Genomic DNA, 16,856 nt, shown 5'->3' with positions numbered 1-16,856 from the left:
CTAATTGGATAAATTATGTTGAATATCGTTAATACTGGCTTTTATCTTATTAATACGAGCCATAGAGCTCTGTATATCGGCAAATAAACTCGGCCATAACTCTGCAGGATAGGAAAACCCCAATCGTTTAAATTCTTTTACACTATCAGAGCTACGGATTAGTTCATCTTCAAATTGCTCTAAAGCTGAGAACAGAACCAACTTAGGAAACTCAACATCTCTACTTAAGGCAATACGCGTCTGATAAGAGGCTTGTTCTGCTAAATCTGATATACGTCTAAATAATAAATCTAGATTATCCGAGCCAATATCCGCAAACTTACTGACTTTATTGTTGTCAGCATCTGTTGTTTCATACTCTATATAGTTGAGGTTTTCTCTCACACGAGGATGTAGCTGCACTTTATAATCTAGCTGTAAATTTCTGAGTTTAAGCACTGAGTCCGCGAGACTCAAACAACCGGTTGATTCGCCATTCTCTTGAGCGTTTAATAAAATACCTTCAAACTCTGCTAGGACTTCTCTTGGATCCGTCTCAGAAAGCAAGTCACCTGTATGTTTCTTTAAAATCTCAGCAATTTTTTGGAAAAACTCATTTAGTTGATTATCAAAGAAATTATCTAGCTTAGTGAACTGTTTGCTAATTTCAACACGAACATAGTTACATTGATCAAGGGCAACACCTACTATACCGTTTTGTCTATAAATTTTCTTTTGCGCGGACTGTTTCCAAGCCTCAGGAGAATCACCAAATCCACTCTCAATCCAATTTAATATATCGTTATAGCAAAGATCTATTTGTTCGCTATATTTTTCATCTACCTGATTTTGTATTCTGATTTGATCTTTGTACTGGCGAAGTTCTAGGTTAATGTTATCTATTAGATCCTCGATTTTCTCTTCAATCACTTCGCGTTTACTGGTGTCCATCGTAGGTAACTTTATATTCTTATTCAGAGCTTGTATTAAGTCCGATATCCTCTCTTCGATAGCTTCATAAGAGTCGAAAGTGCCTTTGATGATTTGCTTATCCATGGTATCTAAGCGATTAGCTAAATGCTCTAATACAGGTGTTAGTAACTGTTTACCAATGTTTTCAGGATCAATGGCGTCCGCTTCTATAACATTAAAAACCTTATTGTTTTCGCCCTGATTTACCTCTCTTAGAATATGGTTACGTAAAGCCTTTAATTGCTCGCTTGTAGCTCTACTGTCTTGATTAATAAGGATAGAAACAAAGTCTTTACGATCTTGAAAGCTTCTGGCTTTATCTAACAAGTTTACAGCGCTGCCGTCCTTTGCACTCCAGAAACCATCACCACCACCAGGGCGTTTTACTAAGATAACGAAATCAACACCTTTTTTGAGCCCTTGTAGATGATGCTCTTCTGTACTGGCTGATAACTCACCAAGTCCTGGTAGGTCAATAAATCCTAGTTGCTTTACAGGAGCAGAGGGAAAACTGCAATATATGCTGACATCTTTGACAGCTAAGTATTTTCTTTGACAGGTTTCAGGAGTACTTTCTTCGGTATCTTTTGGATAGGCAACATACTCACGTAACATTGTTAAATCAACTTGTCTCGCAGGTTGATTTAATAAATCTTCATAAGACCATAATGCACTTTGCATCTGCTTAAGCTTTTCTAAAATGGTAATATTTGAAGGAATGCGTTTCGACTCTACTAAGTCATTCTCATTTTCTGGATAGCTATATCTTCTAAACTCTTCAATTGTTTGAGGGCAAGTTAGAGCCAATTCATTATGATAAGGAAATAAAATACTCTCTTTAAAAGAGCTAAAAGTGTGAAACTCAATATCAGCAATATTCTTGTCACTGTGAAATATTTGGCTTTTAACAGCAGTAACAGGAAGGTTGTCCCCAGTAGGAACTTGCTCTTCACCAAGTCCGGAGATGCTCTGCAGTAAAGTACTTTTACCCACACGTGCTTGACCACTAACGCCTATGTTAATAGTATCTCTACTAAATCGCTCTTTTAAACTATCTAAGTCTGCCAATACTTTAGGTATGGAATTTTGAATCTCTGTAGTATCTACATTTTTTAAAACAGTACGGAGCTCGTCAGGTGTCTCGGCATCGTTTATTACCGTATCTAAAGTGCTGTCTAATGAGTTGAAGTTTTCTTTCATTATCTGCCAACGATGAATTTGTTTTTCAATTTCAGGTAAGTTGGCTTTACGATTTTTTAGAATATTTGAAATTTGTAATGCGATATCCATAGTTTTACTCCGAAATTATTTGCTAAATTTACGTTCTAAGTCGGCTGCAAGAGCCCAGCCTGTAGCTTCTATTAATCCAATAGTAATGGCTGGAGCTACTATTTGCCCTAAACCGGGAATAAATTTTGATAGCTCTTTAGCTATAACTTTTACTGGCTGTTTTAAAATGGTACTTTTAATCGACAGAACTACCATACCTTTAGCGGCTTCCTCAGTTAAGTTTCCCCCCAAGACACTTGCTAAGCTCACTGTCATAGCAGTCATAGCGATAACGTCAACAGCAACTCCTAATCCTGGTATAGGCACAAGGTTCCCTGCGCCAGCCGATATAGCAGTGGTATGAATAATCGTATGACATTTTGATTCTTGGCTTGGAGTCATTTTATCTGTCCTATAATTAATTATTATGTATAAGGTTACTTTGCTAAATAGTTCTTAAGTACTTCTTTCATCTGGGCTTGAACTTCACTCGGACTAATAACACGAATATGTGGTATCCAATATTGGACGATAGGGACAACCTCTCTTGGGTGTACATCTTTACATATCAGAAGTAAGTCTCCATTATCAAGCTTTCGTACCAGCTCCTGATTGGGTAGTAGATCACGACGCTCAAAATATCCGGCAACTTTCGCATCGATTTGTAAGACGATTTCACTGATTTGATTGCCAAAAAATAAACTGTCCGTACCAAGGATTTTCTCTTTGATATCTTCAGAACATGCAAAGGTCTTAGTACTAATTTGCAGGTTAGCTATTTGAGTAAAGCAAAATGTCAGTGTTTGTCCATAGCGACAGCCAACTACATACCAAATACCGTTTTTATTGAGCAAGTGATAAGGTTCTAAATAATGGTGTTTGCTGCCACTGCCACTTCCGCTGATTTTATAGTAATCAAATTCAATATATTGGCAATTGGTAATGGCTTGATTGATGGCTTTAAATTCATTAGTACGCGCGCTAATGTCTTCATAATCAAAACCTTTAACGAGTATGCTTTGATTGAGTTGTTCTTGAAAAAATTGGCGGTCAATTTTTGGTAGGAGATCTTGGACGCTGGCAAAGTTAGCGAAGCGTTTGATATCAGTAATATCTAAATATCCAATTTTTTTAGCATTGAGACAATAAAACTGTGGACCTGCTTCACTAAAATCTAAGATAGTTAAACGATCTTGAAAGTCTCTTTTTAGGGTACGAATAGATACCTTATAGGTATCTGCTAGCTCAAAAATATCTAACCGTTCACCGTTGTTGAGTCTAACGATAATATCAGATAAGCGGTATGCAAGACGTTCATGCTTTTTTAATCCCATTACTTTTACTCGGTTCAAACTGTATAAAAAATTATAATAATATTACATGAACCATACAGAAATGTAATTATGCACTTTTATCTAGATTTCTCAACCAATATTTAATGCTCTTATGTCAATGTTTATCTAAGTTATTGATGTTTATGTTATTAACATGGCAAAGCTAATTCAAAGAAGTAACACAATATTAAAGTTGCCAATTATGATAATCCCTTTCATAAAAAACAATAGGAGCATGAATACGCGGTACCAGTACAAACCTAGAGCTCACATTAATTTGTTTAGCAATAGTACGTTGTCCACAATGTCGCAAAAACTGGTATAAACCTGTTGTGTCCTCAATAACTACATTGCTATTCAGATTAATGCGTTGGCCGGAATTAAATTCAAACCAAATAGGAATGTTTTGAGGCAGTTGCCTTGTTATAGAGAGATCGCTTAATAGTCTCTTACCTCTACACTTTTTCCCTAAGAACTTTTCTAGGTAGATCATTGCTAACACTCATAAATACAGGTCAAGCATTAGTGTAGCGTAGAGGTATGACAGGTTGTGTCAAGAATACGAAATTGGAAAATAATTTTTGGGGGGGTGTCTGGGAGTATCAATTCTTAAAGGAATGAACGAATAAAGCAGCTATATCCAGTCTAGGGGATTATGTTTCGGCTGCTTAGCTTATGGTAACAACACTGATAGGAGTGGAGATGAATGGATAAAAAGACCAGTATAATCAGAATGACTAGCCCAATTATTAAGCATTTATATATCAAAAATGCCTAATTATTATGCTATTTCAGTGACCAAAATATATTTATTACCCTTGCTAAGATATATTAAAATACGCTAAACGTCCTAATAAAAAATTATCTATAACTCTTTTGGTATAAAGCTTTGTAGGTTAATGTTACTTAATATAGGTTAACGAAATATGGTGGGTCTAGCCTGTCACGCCGGGGGTCGCGGGTTCGAGTCCCGTCCGCTGCGCCATATTTAGTAAAAAGCTAAAACGAATTTAAACTCTCGAGTTTAAGCAAGTTTCGCCTCAAGTATTAGTTTACTTGAGGTTTTTTTGTGTCTATTAATTCTGCCATACCTCTATTCACTTGCCTCTCATATCATTTGTCCTCAACCACCCTACCAGCTCTTCTCACTACTCTGAATCGTAATAATTATTGCTAGTGGTTTAGCCTACCAACTACTTCGACACATCTCCTTGTTTACAAAAATAATAAAGCTGACCATTTAGTCAGTTAATTTAATAAAATCATAAACTTAGGTAATATCAAATACTTAGAAGGCTTGATAGACCGTTTTTCTTAGCCAGCTTATGGTTGTCACTCATTATAAAACATGCTTAACTGTTTCAAAGTGTTAAGAATTATTGCGGATAATATAGCCAACAGAGCATTTTTTGTACTGTTAACAACACTTACATTTGTAGCACTCATCTCCATTATTCTGGATTGCTACCGAAACCTGACCGCGCTTTATCCTTAGCAGCGTTGACCCGTTTTGACAGGAAGTTAAAACGCGCCTCTGTTATATACACAGCCTGCTAGGATGACCCACTCTATATAAAGGAATATTACTGTGCGTTATCACTTATTTGCAAACCTGCCACTGGCTAGCCAATTATGTAAAACCAATATTCAGAAAAAACTGTTTTTTAGTAGCTCATTAACCACCGCTTTAGCCGCGATCGTTGTCTTAAGTACGATGAGCAGCAGCCATGCAAAGGTGCTTTTCACCGATACCAGTCTTTCTGTACTGTATGGTAATGACTATGAGCTGGTAGAAGACGGAGAATTGACGACCATCACTCTGGAGCACGCATCTACCCACAGTTGGGGCGGCGTATTTTTCTTTGTCGATCGTCATCAAGGTGCAAATGATATTGAAAACAATAGATTTAAAGAAACGTATGGTGAGTTTGCGCCCAAGCTTAAGCTTACAACTTTAGATGATAGCTTTATCAAACAGCTCAATCTAGCGGGGCAATATGAGTTTGGCTCGAACAGCAAAGGCTTTAGCCAAGACAACTATATGATAGGACTAGGGGCAGATTTGAATGTCCCTATTTCAGGTATGAAGTACGCCTCTGCTTCCCTATATCATGTCTTCAATGATAATACTGATGATGACCAGCAAATCACCTTAACTTACGGTTGGGAAAAAAACAATTTTGTGGTCGATGGTTATGTAGACTACTCTTTTAACAATGATGACTTAAAAAACCAACTACATATCAATCCGCAAATAAAGTATAACTTACAACCACTATTAGGCATTGATAATCGCTTAGAGGTCGGTATGGAATATAGTTACTGGAAAAATAAGTATGGCAGTGATACAACTCAAAATGTGCCTAGCGCTCTAGTGAAGTTTCATTTTTAACCGTCTAATTGGTTTAACGAATAGTTCTAAAACAGCTCTCAACTCTTTCTCACTAAAATAAACAGTCCTCATGCAAAATTGACAGCTTGCATGAGGATTTTCATTTTATATTTGATAAATTGATCCTTAGGATTCCACTGATTTTCAAGCTGGATACGCATTCATACGTTTTATAAGGCTGTTACGACGTATAATTATTGGCTATTTATCTCCGCTACATAATCATTTTTAACTGACTTTATCAATGGATATGTTTCAAACTTATTCAGCATTTTTTTATTATAAAAGGGACAAAATATGGAATATAACCACATACCCAAACAATCATTGGGCTTCTTCCCCACTCCATTGAGAGAGCTCAGCAGATTGAGTAAAGCGCTTGATGGCCCTACTATTTTTATGAAACGAGATGACAACACGGGACTGGCATTGGGTGGCAATAAAACCCGTAAGCTTGAATTTATCATGGGTGATGCCCTTGCTCAAGGTGCTGATTGCGTGATTACGGCAGGTGCCGCACAATCAAACCATTGTCGCCAAACTGCTGCCGCAGCGGCAAGCTTGGGACTTGAATGCCATTTAGTATTGGGTGGAGAAGAACCCGAACAAACAAGTGGCAATCTTTTATTAGACAAAATTTTTGGATCACATATTCACTGGGCAGGCGCCAATCGCAAAGGAGAAGACATTCCTAAAATCGTTGAGCAGTTAACAAAACAAGGCAAGAAACCATATGTCATACCCTATGGCGGCTCCAATGAGCTGGGTGCTTTAGCGTTTGTAGAAGCTTTTAAAGAGTTGGAATCGCAACGTGAAAGCATGGATGTATTATTTACTCATATCGTTTTTGCTTCTAGCTCTGGGGCAACACAAGCTGGTTTGATGCTTGGCAAAAAAATACTCAACTCGCCCGCCCAAATCGTAGGTATCAATATCGATAAAGGTGAAACAGACAAAGTGCCTTTTGATCAGTATACCGTCGCGCTTGCCAATAGCACCGCCACCCTCATCGGTGCCGATCATCAGTTTTCAGAAACCGATTTAATACTCAACTCTGATTATGTGGGCGAAGGTTATGGCGTGGTTGGCACATTAGAAAATGAAGCCATTGCGATGACAGCTCAAACAGAAGGCATACTTTTAGATCCTGTCTATACGGGTCGTGCGATGGGCGGACTCATAGATATGATTCGGTCTGGCAAAATCAAGAAAACCGATCGTGTCTTATTTTGGCATACGGGCGGTGCACCAGCTTTATTTGCCTACTCAAGTGACTTAGATATGATGAAAATAAATGGATAAATAAATTTTAACGCATTAACTCAAGCTATAGGTATTAACTGCAATATTATGAGCGTTGATTCAGCCGGCTTACACTAGCAATCAACGCCACCATAATCACTCCCATAATGATGAGAATCCCAGACATCATGTGCGCTGCCTCGTAATTTAGCGCCTCTACTTGCTCGTATATCGCAATCGAGACCACTTTAGTCTCATCGGATATACTACCCCCTATCATCAAAACCACGCCAAACTCACCAATAGTATGGGCAAAACTTATTAAGCTACCGAGCACAATACCGACACGCGCTTGTGGCAGAGCGACTCTGAGAAACCGTTTGAAACGGCTTGGCTCCAATAAATGTGCCACTTCCATCACGCTTTGTGGAATACGTAAAAATTGGGCGTAGACAGGCTGAATATAAAAAGGCAAGGAGTAAATAATCGAACCAATGACAAGACCTTCAAAGGTAAATATCAAGGGGCTGATATGATGTTCGCTAAGCCATTTACCAATACCGACACTAGGGCTTAACAGTAATAAAAGATAAAAGCCGATGACGGTAGGCGGCAAAACCAATGGCATGGCAATGATGCCCATAAGCAAGACTTTAAGACGTGCCACAACTTGCCTACGACTGGGCTTAGCGAGCCAATAAGCCACAGGCGTTACAAACAGTAATAGACAAATGGTAGTGACACCAGCAAGCTTAATACTCACCCAAAATGGACTAAGCATATCGGACATAAGAGACTGGTCTATCATAATGTCACTGCTCGTTGCCATTCGTTATGAGGATAAAGGATCTATTGTATCTAATATTAAAAGATTGAACAGACAAATATAATGTCAGCTCTTATAAATAGCGCGTTGATAAGTAAAGCGCATTGATAAACAAACAGTGTAGCGTTTATCAGTCACAGTATCAGTCTTCTTGTGTCCATATTATTTATTAAAACCTGATAAGATTATGGTCTGTTGAAAAATAATCATAGCGTAAAATAAAAAAGCACCCTAATAAGGTGCTTTTTTATTTTACTCACTAAGCTCATCGTATTAAATATTACCGTCAAAAATAATGGTTAAAAAATTTCTTTTAACACGGTAATATTAGAATTAATACGAGTCAAAAAAAGTTCTATCAACCTGCTTCACCACGAAGCTAACGATGACGCACTACGCTGAGTAATAAAGCCGTCTGGAGTCTGACCATTGTCTGCTTGCCAGCGCTGGAACGCCAACCGAGTATTGGTACCCACGATACCGTCAGCGCCTTTGGTGTCATAGCCTGAGTTGGTCAAACGCTGCTGTAAATTTCGTACTTGAGCTGTGGATAATGGACGCTCATAACGCGGCCATGATTTCTGTAATCCGCCTTGTCCAGCAAGCGCTTTACCCAATAAGCTGACACCTAGCGCATAGCTCGATGAGTTATTATAAACTTTGATCACATCAAAGTTTGGACTGAGTAGCAGTACAGGACCATCCTTGCCAGCTGGTAGCCACAGCTCCATTTCAGTATTGGCATCCAAATAAACATCAGCTATCGTATCAACACCCATCGCTGCCCATCTCGCGGCAGGCTGCTTACTACCAACCATGGAGTAATCGAATGAGGCAGGAATAGTCGCTTCGTAAAATGGCGCTAGACCTCGAACCCAACCTGAGTTGCTCAAATAATTAGCGGTGGACGCCAGTGCATCGCCCGTTGCCCACGGATTACGATGACCATTACCATCGCCATCCACTCCGTGCTTCAGCCAAGTATCAGGGATAAACTGCGTCTGTCCCATGCCGCCTGCCCAAGAACCATCGAGCTGCGACCAAGACACATCACCGCGCTGCAATAACGTCGATAATGACAATAACTGAGTTTCTGCAAACTCTTGGCGACGACCATCATAAGCCAGACTCGCAAGTGAACTTGGTATGCTGCTATTACCCGTCACCACGCCGTATGACGACTCCATGCCCCAAATGGCAGCGATTATTTCTGCATTGACACCGTACTGCGATTCTAATTGCGACAAAAATGCCCGTTGCTCGGCAAACTTACGCTTACCAGTACTCACACGCCCATCAGATACGGCAGAATCGACATATTCCCATGGCATCTTAGAAAACTCTGGCTGTCCTGAGTCAAGCGAGATGACTTGTTGATTTAAATAAGCAGTATCAAGTAAACGGCGCACTGTCGCTGCATCATGGCCTGATGAAATCGCCCGCATAGAAAAATCTGACTTCCAATCAGAAAAGCTGTTATAGCTTGGCTTTGCCACTGGCTGCGGCTTGATGACAGGCTTCGGTGCTGGCTTCACTTGAATGGTTTGAGTTTGGGTAATCTGAACGTTGCCTTGACGTACAGGCTTGCTAGGTTTTTGCATCGCCTGTTGGCTGGTACACCCAACCATCACTAACGCAGGAAACAGGGCAAGATATTGTTTTTTTAACATCATAAAATTCTCAAGTATGAATAAGTAAAGCGACTCAAATAAACCGATTTAGTTAAGGTGGCTTTATTCAAGCGCTCTAAATAAAGCCACTAAACTTGCCAAATCAGTCACAACTTGGCATCACGTTTAACGCCCCAGTACCGCACGTGGATCAATAGGATTGCCATTTAAGCGCACTTGGAACTCTAAGCCGACCTGATTGGTCTGGCCACTGTTACCCATGTTTGCAATGCGCTGACCGCGCTGTACAGCATCGCCTTCTTTGACCAGTAGCTGACTATTATGCGCATAAGCGGTGATGTAATTATCACTATGACGAATCATAATAAGATTGCCATACTCTGGCAGACCATCGCCAGAGTACAGTACCGTGCCAGATTGGCTAGCAAGTACGGGATCACCGATATTACCAGCAAACCACATACCCATCGTGCCCGCTGCCGCATCAAAGTTACGGGTCACTTGATTGCGACTTGGATATTCATAGCCTGACGTTGCGTTAGCCGTCACTTCGTATACAGGGCTTTGTGAGCTATTATTAGGTACGCTCGTTACAGGTGGTGTGTACGTTGGCTGTGTCGTTGTAGGCGCGTTATAACGATTGTTATCGGCTGGCGTACCTTGCCACAGCTTGAGCCATTGACCACTATAAATTGTATACTTGCTGTCCAAACCATTGAGCGAACCGATTTGACGGTAACTGAGACGATAGCGCTCAGCAATCTGGCTGACCGTATCGCCACGCTGTACGCGATGGTAGTTAGGAACGCCTTGTGCATTGGTAATAATCTTAGGTCCCGCTTGGTTGGCTGATTGGTAAGTAGGCTTGGTTGCACAGCCCACCATCGTTAACGTTGCTGCTGTTAAAGTACCTATCAATGCCACTGTTGCAAAGCGCGATCCAGCAATAAGCTTCTTCATACAAGATTTCCTATTCTTTATGTTACTCACAAACTCCTTGTGTTACTCACAAGCATTTTGCTAACTTTTATACCGTTTAGTATTTAGTATTTGGTAAATACCATTATCAATCACTCGATAGTAAACCATTTTTTAAGACGTGTCTTCATTTTGAAAATGGTGATAAAAATGAGATAAATGGCAGCCAAATAAGAAAAATAGTGCAGATAATATCAAGATATTGACCAGCTGTTTGATGCATTTTGGCAGCGTAAATTTATAGCATTAACGCCGACAGCGTTTTAAGCGTGTCTGCTGGCGTATGATGCAGGCGCACTGGTGATAAACTGATATAACCCGCCGCTACCGCTTGATCATCCGTCATATCTGTTGTGGAGGACTGCAAATCTTCAGTTTCTAATGGCAACTCATGTGGGCGTTTACGTAGCGACAACCAATAAGCATCACGCCCACGTGGATCGACCACATGATGTACAGGACGCGCAATCTGACGGTGCCCTAACGCCGTTATTTTCCGACCTTTGATCTCATCAGCACTATCTACATCAGGAATATTAACGTTTAATACATGATAGGGCAAATTTTTGCAAGCATCTAATATCGGTGTTTCTATCAATAATTTAACAATTTCAGCTGCCGCCATTTGATAATGACTGGTCTGCTCTTGCCCTTCTCCATTGACGCCGCCGCCCACTAGGGAGGTCGCAATGGCAGGTATTCCAAAGAGCTGTGCGGTTAATGCAGCACCAAAGGTACCCGAAAATAAAACGTCTTGACCAAGATTGGCGCCAGAATTAATACCAGTAATCACACAATCAAAACGCGTATCAGGATATAACTCATGCAATGCCAAATGTACACAGTCCGCGGGCGAACCATTTACCGCTATAAAACCAGAATCCAATTGATGAGTATATAATGGCATCGATAGGCTCAAAGCACTCGCGCAGCCACTTTGCTCACTGTTTGGCGCAACCACTACCACCTCTGCAATAGCAGACAGGGCTTGATATAATGCCAATAACCCTGGTGCATAAACCCCATCATCATTACTAATTAAAAATTTCATTTTCACTCAATGTACTCATTAATGACCGCCTGTCCACTTATGAACTTTAGCCGCATAAAATTGCTATAATCAGACCCGAAAATGGTGGCTAGATTGTATGATCATACTGTTGATGCTGACATCCACACTGGCTTTCTCTGCATAAATAATATTTATACACAGCATTTGGCAAGCGTCAAATAGCAGCTAAATTTACTATAAAAGTTAAAAAAGCCATACCGCTATCAAAGTAAAATGACACTGTGTTTATATCACAGCATGCATATGAAAAAATTGATAGAGCAAAACGCGGATGCCACCATAATTTTGGGCGATTATACCCTAATAATACGCTGACACGAACCCAGTCTTTGCGCAGAATCTATCCAATTTATCATTTTATCACGATGATATCTGCATCAATAACAGCAAAAAAACTTGGCGTGACGTTACAATAGGCAACACCTTACAACAATACAAACTTATATTTTTATGCTGACGTAACTTATGAGTCTATGCTGCTGATATGTTGCTCAAAAAGAGCTTTGGCTCACAAGATATCTACACATAAATCAATATTTTATGTGACTTTTGTTTTTTTACCCATTAACATATCACCATTAAATAAAGATAAGCGAGTGTAATACTGCATGAAAAATCAATCGATATTATCTATAGCTTCTGTGATAGCAAAGACGGCGTCCAAAATTAGTCTTGCAGGCCTGGTAACCTCTGTTGCCATGCTATCTCAAGCATCCTTTGCGGCGAATAATTCTGCTACAACCATACCTCTAGATATGTCTGGCATCAATGTTACTAAGCATGAAATTGCGGTCATGCAAGTGCTATCAGAGATATGTCCACCGATGCTCAATGGCAAACAAAAACAGCGCTTTTATAAATCTTATAACGTGCAGCTTCACGAGTTGATGCCGTCTTTAGAAGATCCAAAAGCAGCGATTCAATATCTATCCACTCAGCAAGATTATCGCCAGATATTACAAGGCATTCGTAGCTGGACAATGGGCTTCTCTAAACAAGACAACAAAGCTCTATGCGAAGATTTGGCGAATGCTGAATACCAGTAGTGGAATATCATAATTAAGCTCAACAATTACAACATTATAATTGGCTTACTTATCAGACATCCTATCGTCTCCCCTACAATAGTTATGCCCCAGCATTGATCCTAAATTGATAAAGTCAGCTATAATTAATGACAATAAATCATGGCATTATCTGTCTTGGAACACTGATTATGGGCTATTTAGCGACACCTTATAAGCTTGTTCATCAGGCTTGTAAGTAACAAAAAAGCTTACGGTCATTCTGTTTATACCAACAGGATGACCGTAAGCTTTTTTATGACAGTCGAATTATTTCTATTCAAGGCACTGTGGCAGTCCTAGTCTGAGCAAACGTTTACTTCTTACTACTCTTTCTTTTTAATCGGGTCTTTTTTTGCATTTATCGATTCCCCATCGGTTGGCATTTTGCTAAGATAAGGCGTTAATTTTATGTCTGTCGCTCGGCCATCACCACTCTTATTAATACATTGTTTTTAAACAGAATGTTTAAGACAGGCTACTTAAAATGTTGCATAAGATTTAGTGCAAGGTACAAGCGGTAGATACATTTGGTTTCATGATGCGGTGTAACGATATATGACAGTAAAGCGTGTAAAAAATCAGCTGGTGCAGCTGGTAGTCGGTGTGAGTATCTCTATGAGTGCAGTGATGGCAAACGCAGCCATCCAGCCGCCTGAGATGGATAATACCGCCTATGTATTGATGGATTATAATACTGGTGAGATTTTGGCACAAAAGAACGCCAATGAGTCGCTACCGCCAGCGTCTTTGACAAAAATGATGACCAGTTACATCATTGAGCAGCGCTTAGCATCAGGCGACCTCAAAGAAGATGACCAAGTCATAATGAGTCCAAATGCTTGGTGTCGTGGTAGTAGCAGCCAGTCTTGCATGTATGTGCCGGTAAATAAATCTGCGAGTGTTATCGACATGCTACGCGGTATTATTATTCAATCAGGTAATGATGCTTCAAAAGCTATGGCGGAACATATCGCTGGTAGCGAAGCCTCATTTGCTATCTTGATGAATGAGCAAGCAGAAAAACTTGGTATGAAAAATACCCATTTCGTCAACTCTACTGGTATGCCTGACGAAGGGCATGAGGCATCAGCACTAGATTTGGCCAAATTGTCACGCGCTATTATCAAGAATAGCGGCGACTATTATGGTATTTATGCAGAAAAAGAGTTCACCTATAACGGTATTACTCAAGGTAACCGTAATGCTCTACTTGCAACCGACCCAACCGTCGATGGTTTAAAAACTGGCCACACTGATGCAGCAGGCTATTGCTTAGCGGCTTCAAGCAATCGTGATGGCATGCGCTTGATTTCTGTGATTATGGGAACAGAGAGCCAGCAAGCACGTGCCGATCAATCACGTGAGCTGCTCAACTGGGGCTTTGGCCACTTCACTACTGTCACCAAAGCACCTGCTGGACAATTCGTCAGCAAAGTTCCAGTCTGGTTCGGTGAAGCTGATGAAGTCGAGCTAGTCACTGCGGATAATTTGCAAATTCTAACCAGCAAAACGCAAAAAAATAAAATCACGACTGTGGTAGATATTCCTGAGAGCCTAGAAGCACCCATCAAAAAAGGTCAAGAAATTGGCAAAATGATGGCCGTTATTGATGGTAAAGCGGTGGCTTCAGTGCCTATTATAGCGACCAGTGATATCGAGCAATCAGGCTTTATGAGCCGCACTTGGCAGCGTGTCGTACGTTGGGCACAAAATCTGTTTTAGAGAATATTAGTAAAAGCTATTTCTCAAGAACATTACTGACAAAAAAGACGCCTCAAAACTGGGCGTCTTTTTTATGTCTTCATTCACCGCACAGATTTTATTATTGCTATTAAGTAGTGTCATCATCAAACTGTGATAAACACTGATTTACTAGACTTAGCAGATTCGCTCTCGTTCCTCATATTTTTCAAATTAAAAGCAAGCACCCTTGTCGAAAATACGATGTTCGAAACTATTTACAGTAAATGAGTAAATGAAAGGCAATCGAGTATATTAAACGAGGTTAGTACGGTAAGCGTGACAAATACTTTGACCTATTACGTCCATACCAACCAGCGCTTAAGCAAGTCGCTTAATGCTTTATCTTTATAAGTGGCGCTATAACAGTAATCGACACCAGCTGCTTTTAAACCATGCTCAAAGCTATCTAACTGCTTCGCTCGATGTGGTGGATACCAATATACCAATAAAGCCCGATGTTCACTTTCAAATTGACGAATACGCTTGGCTAACGACTCAGCTTTACTTGGAAAAATATCTTCCGCAAACATCACCATATTCACCTGTCTTATACTCATCTCCTCTATAACCAGTGCTTCATGCTGACGATAAATGACCGTCGCGCCTAAACGCTCTAACTCTTTCGCTAAAAACCCAACTTCATGATAATAATAGTAAATAATAGTCAATCCAGCCAATAAATGCTGCTGCCGAGACTGCTGTTTATTGGTCATCGATATGGTCAGCATGAATTGGGTGCCTGACCCTAACGTGCTATCTACCTCTATAGTAGCGCCCATCAGCTGAGCCATTTGCTTGACGACTGGCAAACCAACACCTGAGCCTTCATATTGACGAGTTTGTGATGAATCCACTTGGAAAAACGGATTAAAAATATCATCGATATGAGTGCTATCGATACCAATACCTGTATCTTTTACACTGATTTGCCAGCGATTGCTTTTATCAAAATGGGTCAATTGCGACGTAATAGTCACCTGCCCCGCTGGAGTAAACTTAATCGCATTGCTCAATAATATCGATAATATTTGTTTTATTTTTTCCGCATCCCCTTCCAAACCATAGTCTATATGATGAATACGGCTGATCAACTCTAGCCTTTTTTGCCGGGCAATAGGCTCATATTCTGCCAACAGATCGGCGATTAACTGCAATGGATTGAACGCAATACAATTAATACTCATCTGACCTTTTTGTATTTGATTCAATTGAATAATATGATCAAGCGACGACACCAATTTATCACTACCGTCACTGATAATTTCAACCGCATCTTTTTGTTCTCTATTGAGGGTATCGTAATCTAACAGCTGTAAACCGCCTACGATAGCATTTAGCGAAGTTTTCAGCTCATGGGTGATCATGCTTTGAAAGTTATGCAGCTGCACATCGAGGGATACGTCTTTGTTGTGTAATTGCTGCTCAAAAATAGCAAGCGCCTCATAATCTTGTTGGACTTTCTGTAAACGATCAAACAATACAGCCAAAGTTTGCTTGATTTGCACCAGTTCCTGAAATTCAAAAAGCTGTGGAATCACTGGTAACTGCTCAAGCTCTGGGTTTTTTACAACGATGTGACAGACTTCTTTCAAAGCTTCAATATCTCTGATTGGCCATTTGAGTTTGCGCAGAATGTACAATACCCAAAGTACCGTCAATATCGTGGTGATAAGCCATAGCAATATATTGCTTCGAAACCAATGTGAACGCAGGGTGTTCACATCTAAAGTGAGATTAATATATCCAACTAACGCGCTATTTTTATTGGCCTCACTAGACGCTGACGATTCTTGCTCACTATTTGATAAAGTCATGGACGATTGCTGACTGATGTTTAACGTATCTAGCGCGCTATCATCACCGATATCGTCACTGGTAACGGGATAATTGAAGCTGACAGTATCTGCAAATAAGGCATTCTTCCAATCATCTCTGGACTGATTAACTTCATCAATAGGTTTGGGTGTTGAATAAAATAAAATACTTCTAATGCTGGGTTCACTTTCTAACAAGAATCTAACCTGCTCAGCCACGATATCAGCACCATCGGCTGTCGATGCGCTAGTGGTCAACATGGTAGCCAATTGCTGGATATGCTGACGCTTCTCTTTATAGTGGTATAACAAACCATAAACGATAGACATCAAGAAACCTGCCAACACAGCCAAAATAATGGCTTGTACGACAGAACGCCAAATAAGCGTAGAGATGGTTTGAGAGGGACGGTTGTTCATATTACTTAACTGAGTTAAGAAAACTTTTGATTATAGTACAGGTATTTTGTAGGAGTAGTGAGGGAAATATCACATGTTAATAAAACTTAACAACGTATTAATATATCATGATGACCG

At 40.1% G+C, this 16,856-nt stretch carries 12 protein-coding genes; 4 read left to right on the top strand and 8 right to left on the bottom strand.

Annotation, left to right across the window (positions count from 1 at the left end; genetic code table 11):
- From JMY05_RS01555 to JMY05_RS01545, 3 genes are read right to left on the bottom strand one after another with little or no spacing between them, the layout of a single operon-like run.
- The gene (locus JMY05_RS01555) at positions 1-2,241 is read right to left on the bottom strand and encodes a hypothetical protein (protein WP_045444888.1); all 2,241 of its coding nucleotides are present in this window, start codon (positions 2,239-2,241) and stop codon (positions 1-3) included.
- A 15-nt stretch (positions 2,242-2,256) separates the two neighbouring features.
- Positions 2,257-2,622, bottom strand: a complete 366-nt coding sequence (locus JMY05_RS01550) for a hypothetical protein (protein WP_201613997.1) — start codon at positions 2,620-2,622, stop codon at positions 2,257-2,259.
- 35 nt (positions 2,623-2,657) lie between these two features.
- Positions 2,658-3,554 carry a helix-turn-helix transcriptional regulator gene (locus JMY05_RS01545; RefSeq protein WP_045444885.1) on the bottom strand — a complete coding sequence of 299 codons (897 nt, stop codon included), beginning with the start codon at positions 3,552-3,554 and terminating at the stop codon, positions 2,658-2,660.
- A gap of 1,588 nt (positions 3,555-5,142) precedes the next feature.
- Between JMY05_RS01545 and JMY05_RS01540 the strand changes: the two genes are divergently transcribed.
- The gene (locus tag JMY05_RS01540) at positions 5,143-5,946 is read left to right on the top strand and encodes a DUF5020 family protein (protein ID WP_227678071.1); all 804 of its coding nucleotides are present in this window, start codon (positions 5,143-5,145) and stop codon (positions 5,944-5,946) included.
- Positions 5,947-6,243: 297 nt separating this feature from the next.
- Positions 6,244-7,248, top strand: coding sequence for a D-cysteine desulfhydrase family protein (locus JMY05_RS01535; protein ID WP_201613995.1), 1,005 nt, complete (start codon positions 6,244-6,246; stop codon positions 7,246-7,248).
- Positions 7,249-7,294: 46 nt separating this feature from the next.
- Here the strand turns inward: JMY05_RS01535 and modB are convergent, their stop codons facing one another.
- From modB to surE, 4 genes are all read right to left on the bottom strand, one after another.
- Positions 7,295-7,996 carry a molybdate ABC transporter permease subunit gene (gene modB / locus JMY05_RS01530; protein ID WP_201613993.1) on the bottom strand — a complete coding sequence of 234 codons (702 nt, stop codon included), beginning with the start codon at positions 7,994-7,996 and terminating at the stop codon, positions 7,295-7,297.
- A 386-nt stretch (positions 7,997-8,382) separates the two neighbouring features.
- Positions 8,383-9,687 (bottom strand): lytic murein transglycosylase, encoded by a 1,305-nt coding sequence (locus tag JMY05_RS01525; RefSeq protein WP_201613991.1) that lies wholly within the window; start codon positions 9,685-9,687, stop codon positions 8,383-8,385.
- A 123-nt stretch (positions 9,688-9,810) separates the two neighbouring features.
- Positions 9,811-10,605 (bottom strand): M23 family metallopeptidase, encoded by a 795-nt coding sequence (locus tag JMY05_RS01520; RefSeq protein WP_087813560.1) that lies wholly within the window; start codon positions 10,603-10,605, stop codon positions 9,811-9,813.
- Positions 10,606-10,861: 256 nt separating this feature from the next.
- Entirely contained in the window at positions 10,862-11,674 is an 813-nt protein-coding gene (surE, locus tag JMY05_RS01515; RefSeq protein ID WP_045444879.1) for a 5'/3'-nucleotidase SurE, read from the bottom strand.
- 719 nt (positions 11,675-12,393) lie between these two features.
- On the opposite strand from surE, the gene JMY05_RS01510 reads away from it, so the two are divergent.
- Complete coding sequence (locus tag JMY05_RS01510) at positions 12,394-12,741, top strand: MCR_0457 family protein (RefSeq protein ID WP_227678070.1); 348 nt, start codon at positions 12,394-12,396, stop codon at positions 12,739-12,741.
- A 576-nt stretch (positions 12,742-13,317) separates the two neighbouring features.
- A complete protein-coding gene (locus JMY05_RS01505; RefSeq protein WP_045444873.1) occupies positions 13,318-14,484 on the top strand; it encodes a D-alanyl-D-alanine carboxypeptidase family protein in 1,167 nt (388 codons plus the stop codon).
- A 317-nt stretch (positions 14,485-14,801) separates the two neighbouring features.
- Here JMY05_RS01505 and JMY05_RS01500 read toward each other — a convergent pair whose 3' ends face one another.
- Positions 14,802-16,739 carry a sensor histidine kinase gene (locus tag JMY05_RS01500; RefSeq protein ID WP_045444870.1) on the bottom strand — a complete coding sequence of 646 codons (1,938 nt, stop codon included), beginning with the start codon at positions 16,737-16,739 and terminating at the stop codon, positions 14,802-14,804.
- Positions 16,740-16,856: the final 117 nt, after the last annotated feature.

The sequence above is a fragment of the Psychrobacter sp. JCM 18902 genome, assembly GCF_904846615.1.
In the GTDB taxonomy this organism is placed as follows: domain Bacteria; phylum Pseudomonadota; class Gammaproteobacteria; order Pseudomonadales; family Moraxellaceae; genus Psychrobacter.
This window is presented reverse-complemented; position numbering and strand designations above follow the sequence as displayed.